The following is a 14,569-nucleotide window of genomic DNA, read 5'->3' as shown; positions in this document are numbered from 1 at the left end:
TTCTTATCTAAATTTGGAGTTATGACTATTAATTGACGACAGGATAAAACGGCTTACCCCAATCAATCTCCGAATGATTTTCCATCATAATTTGTAACATTGCAGGTATCAACAATGAAAGAATATTACATCCATCACGCAATTGTTCTCGATTTACACTACTTTGATAAGTCGCACCACCATGAATAATCTGATTACGTAAGGTATATAAGCGACTAAACATCACATCTAAAATACGTTCGGTTTTTTGCTTTTCTAATGAAGAAAGGAAACGCTCACGTTCTTTTACTTCTGCAACAAGATATGCTTTTTCACTAATTTTACCATTGTGGAAATCCCAAAAAGGCTGGAACACAAACTTGTTATCCAATAACAAGCGGATAGATTGTGAGAATTTTTTCCAAACAATATCATAAATAGTATGGTCTTTATCAAACGAGCAAATACGCAATAAAAACTCATTGAATATTGCCCGATCCCTAATGTCATCAAGCTCTCGTGCATAAGCTGCATTAAAGGCAATCCAAAGTGCGATAAATTGCGTATCTAAATCCTTAGCCTCTTCCGCCATTTTTAACCAACTTAACGAACGATGGATACGGAGGCGAAAATTATCATTGAATTGATTTCTATCTTCTAAATATTTTATTTCAACATCTTTAAGATTACTCATTTTTATTTCCTGTATCTAAAATCTGAATGTTTTGCTTAATTATAAAATAACTTGAAGAGTTGTATTTTTAGAAAACTTTTATTGATATTGAATTTTAAAATAATACAAATCTATTTTTATCCTTTAAAAGAGCTGGTTGTTAGATAATATCTATACCAGCCCTTTTATTTAAGTTTTATAGATCATCAATATCAAATACTTCGTGTAAAGCAGCTTTTTGTTTCTCTTCAACAGTTAAATTATATTTTTTTCTCAATAGAGCAACATAAATCACAGCTGGGAATGTCACTCTATATGCAGGGCCAGCTAGATCAATAGCGGTCAGAAGAGTGGTTATTCCCAATCCAATAGGTCCAGCTAATAATCCAACAGATCTAGTTAATGTTGCATTTCCAGCAAATGTTAGCCCTCTGGCAAAAAGTGCTTTTGAAACAGAATTCGCAATAATTAAAGTAAGTTGGTAGGATTTAAAACCTCCTAATTTAAATATTGTTTGAGCTAGAGCTAATAATGTAGAACTCGTTAATTTACTGATATCATTGATGTTAAAAGAAATTCCTAACTTCTTAATGTCTTCTTCTGACATTTGAGATAAAGCTTTCCCGAAGATTTCTATCAATAATGCATCTTCTATAGCTTCTATAGGCTGTTCTCGATCTTTAAATTTACTCATTGTTTCTTTGCAAACATCAGTTAAAATTTCTCTGTATAAAACACCTTTCCCTCGTCGAAATATGGTGGCAAAAGAGTTCGCTCCAAAACATTGAATTTCGCCAGCAATATCTTCCCAGTATTCAGAATGATTAGGATAGTATTTTTTATATCTATCCCTAGAAGTTAATTCTTCACTCCAACGAGTTTTATTATCTTTAGGATCATGGGTTAAGCAATAAACTAAATCATTTAAGTCTGTGCTATCACAATCTTTTAGAAATTCAAGATCACTATCTTTTATATAGCTCATTTCTTTTTCCTTTTATTTTTTATTCTTTTTGACCCATTCAATGAAAGATTTTACTGTAGCTCCTACTCTTTCTATAACTTTCTTACCTGTTTCTGATTCGGCAAATTCTACGCACCAATTGACAACATCTTTAATATTTTCCCACTGTTCCCACCAAGATTTATCTGCTTTTTGTTGAGTATCTGCGTTATAGTCTTTTTCTTTATCATCATTTTCAAAATTACTGGCATTTTGGTTAACATCACGTAGTAGAACAGCTCGTTTTTTAGATTTAATACTAGTAATTATTTTATTTAAAAGCTTAGATATATTGAAGGGTTTTTGTTCTTCATCTTCATCTTTAAATCCTGCTGCATAATAAATCGGAGTAATATCAATTCCAGTATCATCTTTTATGCGTTGGCGAGTAGATTCAACTTTTTCTTCTAAAAAGTTTTTTAATTTTTTTTCAGGTTCATTTTTCTCTATATCCCAACCTCTATGGCTCATTGCTATATCGGCTTTATTTATTGCAACAATCAAACGCTCAGATGTTTCTGCTCCTAAATAAGGAATAATAGTATTTTTTAATAAAGTATATGTTGTACCGAGATCTCTGCTAGAACCATCTAGAATACATAATACAAGATCAATTAATCCTTCACCGTTTTCATCTTTTTCACATAGTTTTGATTTAATCATTTTTGAAAAACGTCTATCATTTTCTGTTGAGTCACCTAGACCAGGGGTATCCCAAATAACTGTGTTTTTTAAAGTAAATGATTTAATATCTTGAGTTTCTGGTGTAGAACTAGTACCGACTTTAGCAATATTCATATCAAATATTGCATTAATTGTGGAGCTTTTCCCTGCTCCAGTAGCTCCAACAACTAAAATATTAAGTTTTGTTTTTTTCAGTTGTTCTAATTTTTCTTCTAGAAATTTTTTTCTTTCTCCATGAGGTATACTTGCAATAAACTCTTCAAAAATATCTATTTTTTCATAATTTAAGTGACTCATAAGTTTCTCCTATATGTTATGTTTCAGTTGTATTAATTCTTCCAAACCACTTCAATGCGATTATTGGCTAAATCTCTGGCGATTTCATAATCGGGGCTGAGGGTTACGATGTTGTGTGCGGCGATGGTGGCGAGGGATAGGATTCCCCACGCAGGATTTAACAAGCCTGCTAAGCCTGTTACGACACGGTTTTTGGTATAAATTCGGCATTTTAGGTATTGTTTTTCGATGATTTTTTCTAATTCACCAGAAATATCAAACATATCTTCAATATCTACTCCGCAAATTTCAAAACTTTCGTGTTCAGCAATCAGTTGCGGAGCAACATCTTTATAATCAGCATAATTAATTTTCATCTTTCTATTTCCTATCGATCATTCACTAAATATTGTTGAATTTTTTCTATCATTTTGTGTTGTAGCTTTTCGGGGCTAACAATTCTTAAATGGGGGATCCAATATTGCACAAGGGGGACAATTTCCATTTCGTTAATGTCTTTACAAGAGAGTAGTAGTCCACCATCTTCTTGCTTATGGAGAAGTTGTTGATTCGGGAGTAATGCGCGTCTTAAAAAATATGGAGCGGCAGTTTTACTGACTTGCACAATGACTTCGGGAATTTGATTACCGTGTGAAATGCTGTCGTTAGTTTTAATTTCTTCAATAAATTTCAGGTTTGGCTCAAACGTTTCTTCTTCTATTTTAAGTAGTGAAATTTGGGTAAAACAGAAGGTCTTTTGTTTGTCCTTATCTGTTCCGATAAGATACCAAATACCATTTTTATTGATGAGTGCATAAGGAGCAATTTTGTAAAACTTTCCTGTGATCTCACCGCTTTTGGTATAGTTGAAGTGAACATAATTATGCGTACTAATAGCCGTTTTAAGTTGGTTAAACTCTTTTTCTAATTTGCTAATGTCTTCATATTCAAAGCCTTTGACTTTAATACTTTCGCATAATTTATTTTGAAAAAATTCACGATCTATTTTAGGAAAAAGGTCTGCGATGCTCGCAAAGTTGGCAAAACGGGCAATATCTTCTTTATCAAAGATACCAAGTTTGGAGCGATCTAATTGGAAATAACGGGGACCTGCTTCTTTCCATTCAAGTAGGGATAAGCGTTCAAATAAGTCACGTTGAATTGTTCGGATAGACACTTCAAATTTTTCTGCCAGTTTATGAATATCAATACGTTCACCACTATTAAGTATAGTCAGAATTTCACTTAGTCTTGAAGCTAATAATTGATTCTTTTTCATTGGGTTAATCTGTCCATTTATTTACTGAGCAGAATCCTATCATACTGGTTTGACAGGTGGTGTCGTATTTCAAAAAAATTTTAAAATTTATTAAATTTTGTGATCTTTTTCACAAATTTTATTTTTTATACTTATAAAGTATAACATAAGTATATGAAACTCTTTATCAAAAAAAGTCAATATCTATTATTCATCCTCAACAAAAGAGGTGAGAGTGTGATAGATAAAAATCGACAGATAATGCAAACAATTGGTCAGGCTATAGCAAAATACCGCCAAGCAGTTGGGCTAACACAAGCTCAACTTGCTGAAATATTAGGCATTGGTAATGATGCTGTTTCAAGAATGGAACGGGGTACAACTGTACTGACAGTATTACGTTTATTTGAATTAGCTGAAATTTTTAAATGTGAAGTAGCGGATTTAATTACAGATGGGAGCAATCGCTCAATTGATCAGGCGAGAAGTTTAGAAAAAATGTTATTACAATTAAATGAATGTGAGCGGACAGAATTACTCTTATTAGTAGAGAAGATGATAGATTGGAAAAAATTGGATAAATAACTACAATAAATGCGGAAGAAAATATCTTCCGCATTTTTATAGGTATTATTGAATAATGATATAGATTTCAGCGTTACCTCTTAAAATATTAAAGGCGGTTACTGAAGGTTTTGAGTCAAGAATTTTACGTAAATCACCAATATTTTCTACTTTTTTACGGTTTACACCGATGATAATATCGCCTTTCTTGAAGTTTCTTAATTCTGCTAGAGAGCCTTTTTCTACATTAGAAATTTCAACACCTTTTATGTCTTTATCATTGTAATTATTAAATTCTGCACCTTTTAAGGCTGGTAATAATGTGCTAGCACTTGTCTTAGTCAATTCATCAGATTGTAGCGTTACTTTCGCTTTTTCTTGTTTACCGTCTCTTAGGTAAGTGACTTCGATTTCTTTACCTGCACCAGTAGTCGCAACTTTTGCTCTTAATTCGGCAAAGCTACGGATTTTTTGGCCATTTAAAGCAATGATTACATCACCAGCTTTTAAGCCTGCTTTGGCAGCAGCAGAATCTTCTAACACTTCACTCACGAAAGCACCCTGTTGTGCACTAATATTGAATGCTTTCGCTAAGTCGGCATTAAGTTCTCCACCTTTAATACCAAGTAAGCCACGTTTTACTTCACCAAATTCGATAATTTGTTGTACTAGATTATTTGCCATATTACTTGGAATAGCAAAGGCAATACCCGCATTTCCACCGTTTGGTGAGATAATTGCTGTATTAATTCCGATTAATTCACCTTGTAAGTTGATAAGAGGGCCACCTGAATTACCACGGTTTACTGCTGCATCTGTTTGGATATAGCTTTCATAGCCTTCGTCACTATTACCTGTTGATCTACCTAGTGCAGATACAATTCCTGATGTAACTGTTTGGCCTAAACCGAATGGGTTACCAATTGCCACAGTAAAATCACCTACACGTAATTTATCTGAATCTGCAATTTTGATTTCAACTAAATCTTTAGGATTTTCGATTTGAATTAAAGCGACATCAGAAAGTGGATCTGTACCAATTAATTTAGCCTTAAATTCACGACCATCATCAAGTTTAACAGTGATTTTATCCGCACTATCAATTACATGGTTATTGGTTACCACATAACCTTTTTGAGCATTGATAATCGCACCTGAACCTTCGCCTTTGAATGCTCGAGGTGCTACTCTGCTATCATTAAATCCATTTGGTCCAAAGAAAAATTCAAATTCATCAGGTATATCAGCACGAGATGAACGCATTTCTTTTTTACCTTCCACAATAATACTCACCACTGCAGGACGTACTTTTTCTAACATTGGTGCTAAGCTGGGTATATTTTGTCCATCTACAGCTGTTGGTAAAGATGCTTGTGAAACTGTTGGAACACTTAATACACTTAATCCTAAGATTAAAGAGGTAATCACAGATTTTTTCATTAATTTTTTCATTTTATTTTCCTTGATGTTCTAAATATAGTTTAAATTTTTGACCAATATATAGCTATTGTGCCTAATAAGACAGGTGAAAAATTTTAAGGTTCTGAAAAATAGAATAAAAGTCTATTTTTTAGGCGTTTTATAATTTTATTACTTTGAGTTTTGATGTTATTCTAATCATTAAAAATATATTTACTAATCATTTTATTTTAGCTATTTATCAATAAGGAATTTATGGCATTTTTTGATACACACACTCATCTTGATTTTGTCGCTCAAGACCTTAGCTTATCTATTTCTCAGTTAGTCCAAGCAGCCAAGCAAGGTAATGTCGAACGGCTATTGGTGGTATCGGTAGATGCAAAAAATTTTGATAAAGTGACCGCTTGTAGTCAAGCAGATCCTGAACATATTGTTTATGGATTGGGATTGCATCCATTATATATCGCTTCTCATCAGTATACTGATTTAGATATTTTAGAAAGACGATTATTAGAGAGAGATCCACATTGTACGGCTATTGCAGAAATTGGATTAGATAAAGGTGTTGCTGAAATTTGTACCCCAGACTTGTGGAAAAAACAGTGTGAGTTTTTAGAAGCTCAATTATCTTTTGCTAAGCGGTTAGATTTGCCAATTAATTTGCATTCTCGTAAAACTCACGATGTTTTATTTCCTTTTCTTAAAAAAGCACAGTTGTCCCAATGTGGTGTAATACACGGTTTTTCGGGTAGCTATGAGCAAGCAAAACGCTTTGTTGATTTAGGCTACAAAATTGGGATAGGAGGTATAATTACCTATTCAAGAGCCAATAAAACCAGAGAAACGATTCGGAAATTGCCGTTAAACAGTTTAGTGCTAGAAACTGATTCACCAGATATGCCAGTTTTTGGCTATCAGGGGGAACCCAATCGCCCTGAACGAATAAATGTCAGTTTCCAAGCCTTGTGTGAGCTAAGAACAGAAACACCAGAGCAGATTACCGATGTAATTTGGCAAACAAGTGAAAAGTTATTTTGGTTAGACTAGAGTACTAGAGTTAAAACTAGGCTCTAGCTAATGTCCATACTTGAATTTCCTCTACTCCATTTTTTAATAATTCCTGACAAATTGCATTCATTGTTGAACCCGTGGTGACAACATCATCGACAATAGCAACTCGCTTATAATATTTTTTTGGGTGATATTTGAAAGCTCGAGTTAAATTTCTTTTTCTCTCTTTGGCGGATAGTTCTCGCTGAGGTGAGGTTGCTCTTATTCTTGATAAACTATCAATATCTAACGGAATATTGAACCATCTGGAAAGATGAATAGCAATTAATTCTGATTGGTTATAGCCTCTTGACCAATATCGTTGCCAATGAAGTGGCACAGGGATGATAATTTCGGGTAAGGAGAGAAATAATTCTCTCTGAGCATTTTTTACTGCTAGCAGCAATAATCGAGCGAGGGCTTGATCTAAATGATAGGCTTTGTGAAATTTAAACTGATGGATCCATTCTGCTAACAATGGACTGTATTCACTAACTTGAACAATGCGATGCCATTTATAGTTGAGCTTAATACATTTTCCACAACCATTATGATAATCCAATAATTTTGAGCCACAGCATCCACAATAAGGCTGTTTTTTGATTTGCTTATAGCATTGTGAACAAAAGCCATGATGCTCGATAGCTAAGGGGTGGTGACAATTAAAACAGCAAAAGGCAAAAAAATTCATAGAGATAGATGATGTTTTTTATTGTACTTTATCAATTTTTTTAGATTAATTTCAGAGAATTTTTGTGATACGGATCGAAAACAGATAAAATTGCCATGATTTTAAAGGAGAAATTATGAAAACATTAACTAATCCAATTAAAGTAATTTTTTTTGATATTGATGAAACGCTATATTATAAAAAGGAAACACGTATACCCACATCAATTATTGAGCAAGTTTTACCTCGTTTAAAAGCTAAAGGGATTATTCCAGCGATTTCGACTGGGCGAACTTACGGTGCTTTTCCAGAAGCATTGAAACCATTGATGAATAAAGATGGATTTGAGCTTTTTGTAACGATCAATGGACAATACAATATATATAAAGATAAGGTGATTACTAAGTATTCTTTAAGTACAGAAAGAGTTGAGCGTGTTATTGATAAGCTTAAGCAATTGAATATCGAGTATGCAGTAGTGACAACAGATGAAATTGCTGTCTCTAAAAACACCGATCAGGTTGAGGTTTCTTTACGTCCGATTAAAGCAGATTATATTGTGGATCCAGATTATCATTTGAGTCATGAAGTGTTTCAATTATTAGCATTTTATAAAGAAGATCAAGAAGATGATATTCAAAATTTGAATGTATTAGAAGATGATTTAAAAGAAGTACGTTGGCATCAATATTCGGTTGATTTACTCAATAAGCACAATTCAAAAGCTAAAGGGATCAAAGATGTGTTAGCTCACCTCGGGATCGGCATTGAAAATTCCATGGCATTTGGTGATGGATTAAATGATGTGGAAATGCTTTCAACAGTAGGTTATGGTGTAGCAATGGGGAATGCAGAGCCAAGTATTAAAGAATTGGCGGATTATGTTACATTACCTATTGAACAAGATGGTGTATTAGTTGCTTTAGAAAAGCTAGGTGTGATTTAATTTTAATGTTGAGCGGTGAGTTTTTCGCAAATTTTTGCAAAAAATCTTGCTGAACTGACCGCTTGTTTTGACTAGCAAAAATGTATTTTTTACTGTAAACTATTGTCCCGTCCTGATGGTTTATACCATTCAATTATTTCTTATTTAAATCAAATTATCACAAAGGCAAATACAATGACAACGAATTATATTTTCGTGACAGGCGGTGTTGTTTCTTCATTAGGGAAAGGCATTGCAGCGGCTTCTTTAGCTTCTATTCTTGAGGCTCGTGGCTTAAATGTTACCATCATGAAACTCGATCCTTACATCAATGTCGATCCCGGCACAATGAGTCCAACTCAACATGGTGAAGTCTTTGTGACAGAAGATGGTGCGGAAACTGACTTAGATTTAGGGCATTACGAACGTTTTATTCGCACAAAGATGACAAAAGCGAATAACTTTACCACAGGAAAAATTTATTCAGAAGTTCTTCGTAAAGAACGCCGTGGAGATTACTTGGGTGCTACAATTCAAGTTATTCCTCATATCACTAATGAGATCAAATCTCGAGTCATTGAAGGCGGTAAAAATCATGATGTTGTAATTGTGGAAGTGGGTGGAACTGTTGGAGATATTGAGTCTTTACCTTTCCTTGAAGCTCTTCGTCAATTAGCTGTTGATGTGGGCAGAGAAAAAACTTTATTTATGCACTTGACATTAGTACCATATATCCCAACTGCGGGTGAAGTAAAAACTAAGCCAACACAACATTCAGTTAAAGAATTACTTTCAATTGGAATTCAACCAGATGTTTTAATATGTCGTTCTGATCGTGCAATTCCAGCCAATGAACGTTCAAAAATTGCATTATTCTGCAATGTGCCAGAGCGTGCAGTTATTTCATTAAAAGATGTAGATTCTATTTACCAAATTCCAGCAATGTTAAAATCGCAAGGATTAGATAGTTTTGTTTGTAATCGTTTCCGATTAACTTGTAAGGAAGCAGATTTATCAGAATGGGAAAATGTACTTTATCAACAAGCTAATCCATCTGGCGAAGTGACTATCGGTATGGTTGGCAAATATGTTGAATTACCAGATGCGTACAAATCTGTGAATGAAGCGTTAAAACATGCAGGATTAAAAAATCGTTTGTCCGTACATATTAAATATATTGATTCACAAGATGTAGAAGGTAAAGGTATTGATGTATTAAAAGGTGTAGATGCAATTTTAGTGCCAGGTGGTTTCGGTTCTCGTGGTGTTGAAGGAAAAATTAAAACTGCACAATATGCACGTGAAAATAATATTCCATACTTAGGTATTTGTTTAGGTATGCAAGTAGCATTAATTGAATATGCAAGAAATGTTGCGGGTATGGAAGGAGCAAATTCAACAGAGTTTAATAAAGATTCAGCTTATCCAGTGGTTGGCTTGATCACAGAATGGCAAGATGCTGATGGTAATGTTGAAGTACGTTCAGATAATAGCGATCTTGGCGGAACAATGCGTTTAGGTGCTCAAGCTTGTCATTTAATCGAAGGAAGTAAAGCAAGAGAACTATATGGCAATGAAACGATTTTTGAGCGCCATCGTCATCGTTATGAAGTGAATAATACTTTGCTTCCACAAATTGAAGCTGCTGGTTTAAAAGTGACCGGTTTATCTGCGGATCGTAAATTGGTTGAAATTATCGAAGTGCCAAATCACCCTTGGTTTGTTGCAGCTCAATTCCACCCAGAATTTACTTCAACTCCTCGTGATGGGCATCCATTATTTGAAGGTTTTATTAAAGCAGCAAAGACTTATCAAGATACACATGCTAATTGATTTAATAGTATGCTCAAATAAGCGGTAAGATGGGTAAACATTTTGCCGTTTTTTATTTTAATAAACTAAATTTATTCTATATTATTTCTTTTTTTTAAATAGTATATACACATAAAAGTAGTAGATAAGATAACCTATAAGTGTTTATAATGTATCCATGGTGTTTAAATTATGATGAGGTAATTAATATGGAAAAAGATTATAAAGTTTATATTGTCGCATTATTACGTATTATGACTGCTTATTCTATTTTGATACATCCTATGTCTAAAATATTTGGTGTACCAGTAGATATGACTAATTTACTTACATCTTGGGCGTCTTTAGATGGTATAGCTACTGCTCTTGAATTAGTAGGTGGTATTTTATTAATTCTAGGTATTGCAACTCGCCCAACAGCATTTATTTTATCTGGTTTGATGGCAGCTGCTTATTTTATTGCCCACTTTTCATTTTTCCCTGTAGCGAAAGATGGTGAAGCCGCTATGTTATATAGTTTTGTATTAATGTTTATTACACTATTCGATGGTGGTGTATGGTCATTAGGTAATCGTTATAAAAGAAATTTATCTAAATAAAAGTTAGTTAATATGAGAGAAGTTTTATTGACATTGCAACTATAAAATACTAGATAATTTGATGGATTATCTAGTATTTTTTATTAAAGTTAAGCAATAGTCTATCTAATTTGTATAAATTACCCTTGATATTTTTCAAAAATCCTCCACATTATCGGAACGTTTTTAAAGAATATAAAAGGAATAAAAATGTCAAATCCATTATTAACAACAACAGGATTACCTCAATTTTCAGCAATTAAACCAGAACATATTCAACCAGCCATATCCCAACTTATCGAAGAGTGTCGCCAAACTATTGAAATAGTATCTAAGATTGAACAGCCGACATGGGAAAATTTTTATCAGCCACAAGCAATTGCAGGTGATAAACTTTCTCGAGCATGGTCACCTGTTGGGCATTTAAATGCCGTAAAAAATAGTCCAGAATTGCGTGAAGCTTATCAAGCATGTTTACCATTATTGTCTGAATACAGTACTTGGATAGGTCAACATCAAGGACTATATCAAGGCTATGTAAAATTAAAAAATAGTCCGGAATTTAAAACTTATTCAATTGCACAAAAGAAAGCGATTGAAAATAGTCTACGTGATTTTGAATTATCAGGTATTTCTTTGCCAGCTGAAAAACAAAAACGTTATGGTGAAATTTCTATGCGTTTATCTGAATTGAGTTCTCAATTTAGTAATAATGTACTTGATGCTACTATGGGGTGGGAAATTATCATTGATAATACAAACGATCTAAAGGGATTACCTGAGTCAGCATTAGAGTCGGCCAAATTATCAGCTCAAAGTAAAGGAAAAGATGGATATCGTTTTACTCTTGAATTTCCGAGCTACCTACCAGTTATGACTTATTGTGAAAATCGGGAATTACGCCAAAAAATGTATGAGGCATTTAATACCCGAGCATCGGATCAAGGTCCTAATGCAGGTAAATGGGATAATTCAGCCATTATTAATGAAATCTTAAAATTACGTTTAGAGTTAGCTAATTTACTTGGCTTTGAAACCTATGCCGATTATTCATTAGCAACTAAAATGGCAGAAAGTTCAAAACAAGTAATGGATTTCTTAGAAGATCTAGCTAATCGAGCTAAGGATCAGGGACAAGCGGAACTTGCTGAACTAAATGCATTTGCAGCAAAAGAATATAATGTGAATAAGTTGCAGCCGTGGGATATTGCTTTTTATAGTGAAAAACAAAAGCAAGCCTTATATGCAATTAATGACGAGGAACTTCGTCCATATTTTCCTGAAAATCGAGTCTTATCTGGTTTATTTGAGCTAATTAATCGTATTTTTGGAATGAAAGTAGTTGAGCAAAAAGATATTAATGTATACGACGAGAGTGTACGTTTCTTCAATATTTATGATGAAACTGATTGCTTACGAGGCTCATTTTATTTAGATTTATACGCACGTGAGAATAAACGTGGTGGCGCATGGATGGATGACTGTATCAGTCAAAGACGTTTGACTGATGGTTCATTGCAAAAACCAGTGGCTTATTTAACCTGTAACTTTAATAAACCTATTGGTAACAAACCGGCACTATTTACACATGATGAAGTTACTACGCTTTTCCATGAATTTGGACATGGTATACATCATATGCTTACAGAAATTGATGTAGGGGATGTATCTGGACTTAATGGAGTACCATGGGATGCAGTAGAATTACCTAGCCAATTCCTTGAAAATTGGTGTTGGCAAGAAGAATCCCTTGCCTTTATTTCTGGACATTATGAAACAGGTGAGCCATTACCAAAAGATAAATTAACACAATTATTAAAAGCAAAAAATTACCAAGCTGCTATGTTTATGCTACGTCAGTTAGAATTTGGTATTTTTGATTTTCGCTTGCACATGAGTAAACCGAGAGAGAATTTAGTATTGGATACACTAAAAGATGTAAAAAAACAGATTGCTGTTATTGAAATTCCAACCTATGTGCGAACTCCTCATAGTTTTGCTCATATTTTTGCAGGAGGATATGCAGCAGGCTATTATAGCTATTTGTGGGCAGAAGTATTATCTGCGGATGCTTTCTCTCGTTTTGAAGAAGAAGGAATTTTAAGTCGTGATGTAGGTAAATCTTTTCTACAAAATATTTTAACTCGTGGTGGTTCAGAAGAACCGATGGTGTTATTTGAACGTTTCCGTGGAAGAAAACCAACTTTGGATGCTTTGTTGCGTCATAAAGGGATTATAAACAACTAATTTAATTTGAAATTATCGGCATAGTAGACAAAAGTGGGAGAGGTTGCTATAGCACAAGGCTTTAACCCACTTTTTTAATTTCTGCATAAAAAATTGACGTAGGGGCAAAATAGAGGCAAAAAGTGTAGGAGGTTTTTCGTTTTTAGTTGATAGTTTTTGAATGCAATTACTCAATCAAAAGAATGGCGGTGAGAGAGGGATTCGAACCCTCGATACAGTTTCCCGTATACACGCTTTCCAGGCGTGCTCCTTCAACCACTCGGACATCTCACCGTTAATATGAAATAAATAAAAAATGTGCATATCTATGCACACTTTTAATACTCGGCGAACTATACAAAAAAATGTAATGCGACGCAAGCTATTTATGGACGAACTATGTCTATTTACTAATTACTGACCATGTCCCATACAATTTGGTGATTTAGGTGCAACTTCGCCCATATTTTGCCATTCTTGTTCGGTATAAGTATGTAAGGCTAGTGCATGTACACCAGCATTTAGCTCATCAGTCAAACAAGAATAGATAGCACGATGTCTTGCAATCGTTCTCATTGAATTAAAAATAGATGATACTAAAGTGACTTTAAAATGAGATTCCGCGCCTTTTCCTGAATGATGGTAATGGCTTTCATTTTCGACATGAAGCAGAATTGGATTAAAATTTTCAGTTAATTTTGTAATTATTGAATTTTCAATAGACATTTTTTATCCCTTATTTGAAAAATTGGTGCAAATCATACTATACTTTAATTAATTTCACCCATCAAAAAGGAAGATTTTATGAAACTATCAAAAAAATTATTATTCATTCTTAGTACAGTAAGTTTATTTGTACTTGCGGGTTGTCAAAGCCAATCAAATACTGTGACTTTTGTAACGCCAGCGCCAAATACTGCATTTAATACAGCAAATCAAAATACATTGGTTAATGTATCAACTCAAGATCAACGTACTTCAGCTGAAGTGGCTAATTATACTTCAAGAAGTGAAAATCATCGTTTAAGCGCAATCCCTGATGTGACTCATCTATTTCAACAAGCGATGCAACAAAATCTAAATAGCAAAGGATTTACAGTAGTGCAAGGTGCAGCTAATGCGAATGTTATTACTAATGTTAAAAAATTCTTCGCTAATGTTGAACAAGGTAACCTTCGTTATAAAGTAGATGCAGATATTCAAGTTGAAGTATTAGTGCAAGCAACTAAAGGAAATTTTAGCAAAAACTTCAACACTAGTCGCTCTTATGAAGGTGCGTTTGGAGCAGATCATGAATCTATTCAAAAGGTATTAAACCAAGCTTATACAGATATCATTCAATCCATTTATAATGATAATGAAATTAGCAATACAATTAATCAATTAAAATAAGATTGATAAGCGGTTAGATCCTGTAAATTTTTTGCAAAAAATCATCATGATCTGACC

Annotated in this window: 15 protein-coding genes and 1 tRNA gene; 7 read left to right on the top strand and 9 right to left on the bottom strand. The window is 33.7% G+C overall.

Annotation, left to right across the window (positions count from 1 at the left end):
* Nucleotides 1-28 precede the first annotated feature (28 nt).
* The 5 genes from Q1J40_RS04915 to Q1J40_RS04895 all read right to left on the bottom strand — a co-directional run bounded on the left by Q1J40_RS04915 (nt 29) and on the right by Q1J40_RS04895 (nt 3,894).
* Nucleotides 29-673 (bottom strand): HEPN domain-containing protein, encoded by a 645-nt coding sequence (locus Q1J40_RS04915; protein ID WP_301098929.1) that lies wholly within the window; start codon nt 671-673, stop codon nt 29-31.
* 175 nt (nt 674-848) lie between these two features.
* Nucleotides 849-1,637 (bottom strand): YaaW family protein, encoded by a 789-nt coding sequence (locus Q1J40_RS04910; RefSeq protein WP_301098928.1) that lies wholly within the window; start codon nt 1,635-1,637, stop codon nt 849-851.
* 12 nt (nt 1,638-1,649) lie between these two features.
* A complete protein-coding gene (locus Q1J40_RS04905; protein WP_301098927.1) occupies nt 1,650-2,636 on the bottom strand; it encodes a GTPase family protein in 987 nt (328 codons plus the stop codon).
* A 32-nt stretch (nt 2,637-2,668) separates the two neighbouring features.
* Complete coding sequence (locus tag Q1J40_RS04900; protein WP_301098926.1) at nt 2,669-2,992, bottom strand: hypothetical protein; 324 nt, start codon at nt 2,990-2,992, stop codon at nt 2,669-2,671.
* A gap of 11 nt (nt 2,993-3,003) precedes the next feature.
* Complete coding sequence (locus Q1J40_RS04895) at nt 3,004-3,894, bottom strand: helix-turn-helix transcriptional regulator (protein WP_301098925.1); 891 nt, start codon at nt 3,892-3,894, stop codon at nt 3,004-3,006.
* 216 nt (nt 3,895-4,110) lie between these two features.
* On the opposite strand from Q1J40_RS04895, the gene Q1J40_RS04890 reads away from it, so the two are divergent.
* Nucleotides 4,111-4,458, top strand: coding sequence for a helix-turn-helix domain-containing protein (locus Q1J40_RS04890; protein ID WP_301098924.1), 348 nt, complete (start codon nt 4,111-4,113; stop codon nt 4,456-4,458).
* A gap of 45 nt (nt 4,459-4,503) precedes the next feature.
* Here the strand turns inward: Q1J40_RS04890 and Q1J40_RS04885 are convergent, their stop codons facing one another.
* Nucleotides 4,504-5,889, bottom strand: coding sequence for a Do family serine endopeptidase (locus tag Q1J40_RS04885; protein ID WP_301098923.1), 1,386 nt, complete (start codon nt 5,887-5,889; stop codon nt 4,504-4,506).
* Between the two features lie 222 nt (nt 5,890-6,111).
* On the opposite strand from Q1J40_RS04885, the gene Q1J40_RS04880 reads away from it, so the two are divergent.
* Nucleotides 6,112-6,906 (top strand): TatD family hydrolase, encoded by a 795-nt coding sequence (locus Q1J40_RS04880; RefSeq protein WP_301098922.1) that lies wholly within the window; start codon nt 6,112-6,114, stop codon nt 6,904-6,906.
* A 16-nt stretch (nt 6,907-6,922) separates the two neighbouring features.
* Here the strand turns inward: Q1J40_RS04880 and Q1J40_RS04875 are convergent, their stop codons facing one another.
* Nucleotides 6,923-7,600 (bottom strand): phosphoribosyltransferase family protein, encoded by a 678-nt coding sequence (locus Q1J40_RS04875; RefSeq protein ID WP_301098921.1) that lies wholly within the window; start codon nt 7,598-7,600, stop codon nt 6,923-6,925.
* Nucleotides 7,601-7,715: 115 nt separating this feature from the next.
* On the opposite strand from Q1J40_RS04875, the gene Q1J40_RS04870 reads away from it, so the two are divergent.
* The 4 genes from Q1J40_RS04870 (at nt 7,716) to prlC (ending at nt 13,141) form a co-directional block, all read left to right on the top strand.
* Nucleotides 7,716-8,525, top strand: coding sequence for a Cof-type HAD-IIB family hydrolase (locus tag Q1J40_RS04870; RefSeq protein WP_301098920.1), 810 nt, complete (start codon nt 7,716-7,718; stop codon nt 8,523-8,525).
* Nucleotides 8,526-8,699: 174 nt separating this feature from the next.
* Nucleotides 8,700-10,337: a glutamine hydrolyzing CTP synthase gene (gene pyrG / locus Q1J40_RS04865; RefSeq protein WP_301098919.1), complete on the top strand. Its 1,638-nt coding sequence runs from the start codon at nt 8,700-8,702 to the stop codon at nt 10,335-10,337.
* A 188-nt stretch (nt 10,338-10,525) separates the two neighbouring features.
* Nucleotides 10,526-10,915: a DoxX family protein gene (locus Q1J40_RS04860; RefSeq protein ID WP_301098918.1), complete on the top strand. Its 390-nt coding sequence runs from the start codon at nt 10,526-10,528 to the stop codon at nt 10,913-10,915.
* A 189-nt stretch (nt 10,916-11,104) separates the two neighbouring features.
* Nucleotides 11,105-13,141 carry an oligopeptidase A gene (gene prlC / locus Q1J40_RS04855; RefSeq protein WP_301098917.1) on the top strand — a complete coding sequence of 679 codons (2,037 nt, stop codon included), beginning with the start codon at nt 11,105-11,107 and terminating at the stop codon, nt 13,139-13,141.
* 183 nt (nt 13,142-13,324) lie between these two features.
* Here prlC and Q1J40_RS04850 read toward each other — a convergent pair.
* Both Q1J40_RS04850 and Q1J40_RS04845 read right to left on the bottom strand, forming a co-directional pair.
* A tRNA-Ser gene (locus tag Q1J40_RS04850) sits at nt 13,325-13,414 on the bottom strand.
* 120 nt (nt 13,415-13,534) lie between these two features.
* The gene (locus Q1J40_RS04845; protein WP_301098916.1) at nt 13,535-13,846 is read right to left on the bottom strand and encodes a BolA family protein; all 312 of its coding nucleotides are present in this window, start codon (nt 13,844-13,846) and stop codon (nt 13,535-13,537) included.
* Between the two features lie 78 nt (nt 13,847-13,924).
* Between Q1J40_RS04845 and Q1J40_RS04840 the strand changes: the two genes are divergently transcribed.
* A complete protein-coding gene (locus tag Q1J40_RS04840) occupies nt 13,925-14,512 on the top strand; it encodes a YajG family lipoprotein (protein WP_301098915.1) in 588 nt (195 codons plus the stop codon).
* Nucleotides 14,513-14,569: the final 57 nt, after the last annotated feature.

The organism is Otariodibacter sp., from assembly GCF_029256985.1.
Classification (GTDB): domain Bacteria; phylum Pseudomonadota; class Gammaproteobacteria; order Enterobacterales; family Pasteurellaceae; genus Otariodibacter.
The sequence above is the reverse complement of the archived record's forward strand: the minus strand, read 5'-3'. Positions and strand labels throughout refer to the sequence as shown.

Coding starts and splice junctions, on each gene's coding strand:
- Q1J40_RS04915 (WP_301098929.1), bottom strand. CDS start 673: ATGAGTAATCTTAAAGATGTTGAAATAAAATATTTAGAAGATAGAAAT.
- Q1J40_RS04910 (WP_301098928.1), bottom strand. CDS start 1,637: ATGAGCTATATAAAAGATAGTGATCTTGAATTTCTAAAAGATTGTGAT.
- Q1J40_RS04905 (WP_301098927.1), bottom strand. CDS start 2,636: ATGAGTCACTTAAATTATGAAAAAATAGATATTTTTGAAGAGTTTATT.
- Q1J40_RS04900 (WP_301098926.1), bottom strand. CDS start 2,992: ATGAAAATTAATTATGCTGATTATAAAGATGTTGCTCCGCAACTGATT.
- Q1J40_RS04895 (WP_301098925.1), bottom strand. CDS start 3,894: ATGAAAAAGAATCAATTATTAGCTTCAAGACTAAGTGAAATTCTGACT.
- Q1J40_RS04885 (WP_301098923.1), bottom strand. CDS start 5,889: ATGAAAAAATTAATGAAAAAATCTGTGATTACCTCTTTAATCTTAGGA.
- Q1J40_RS04880 (WP_301098922.1), top strand. CDS start 6,112: ATGGCATTTTTTGATACACACACTCATCTTGATTTTGTCGCTCAAGAC.
- Q1J40_RS04875 (WP_301098921.1), bottom strand. CDS start 7,600: ATGAATTTTTTTGCCTTTTGCTGTTTTAATTGTCACCACCCCTTAGCT.
- Q1J40_RS04870 (WP_301098920.1), top strand. CDS start 7,716: ATGAAAACATTAACTAATCCAATTAAAGTAATTTTTTTTGATATTGAT.
- pyrG (WP_301098919.1), top strand. CDS start 8,700: ATGACAACGAATTATATTTTCGTGACAGGCGGTGTTGTTTCTTCATTA.
- Q1J40_RS04860 (WP_301098918.1), top strand. CDS start 10,526: ATGGAAAAAGATTATAAAGTTTATATTGTCGCATTATTACGTATTATG.
- prlC (WP_301098917.1), top strand. CDS start 11,105: ATGTCAAATCCATTATTAACAACAACAGGATTACCTCAATTTTCAGCA.
- Q1J40_RS04845 (WP_301098916.1), bottom strand. CDS start 13,846: ATGTCTATTGAAAATTCAATAATTACAAAATTAACTGAAAATTTTAAT.
- Q1J40_RS04840 (WP_301098915.1), top strand. CDS start 13,925: ATGAAACTATCAAAAAAATTATTATTCATTCTTAGTACAGTAAGTTTA.